This window comes from Candidatus Jidaibacter acanthamoeba (assembly GCF_000815465.1).
Taxonomy (GTDB): domain Bacteria; phylum Pseudomonadota; class Alphaproteobacteria; order Rickettsiales; family Midichloriaceae; genus Jidaibacter; species Jidaibacter acanthamoebae.
On sequence record NZ_JSWE01000135.1, the window covers coordinates 1 to 248 of the forward strand.

The window sequence follows — 248 nt, forward strand, 5'->3', positions numbered from 1 at the left end:
TCTCTACTTCTTGGTTCCCTATGGTATCTGCACACCACCTTGCCGTTTTAGCGTCTGCTGCATTTAATATTACTTTATTCTTACAGTTAGCACTTAATGTTTCAGTTACATTATGCCCGTATTTCTCATACAATTGTGAAATCGACTGTATCCCGACTAAAAAACATCCTCCGTAGTTTCGGGTGATAGTTAACCCCTGCTCTAATGAAGGTAAATAGTTTAACGATCCTAGCTCGTCAAATATAAAC

At 38.3% G+C, this 248-nt stretch carries 1 protein-coding gene; it reads right to left on the reverse strand.

Features of this window, described 5'->3' with window-relative positions; all coding sequences use genetic code 11:
• On the reverse strand, window positions 1-248 hold a 248-nt coding region (locus tag NF27_RS06900), incomplete at both ends, for a type IV secretion system DNA-binding domain-containing protein (RefSeq protein ID WP_039457417.1).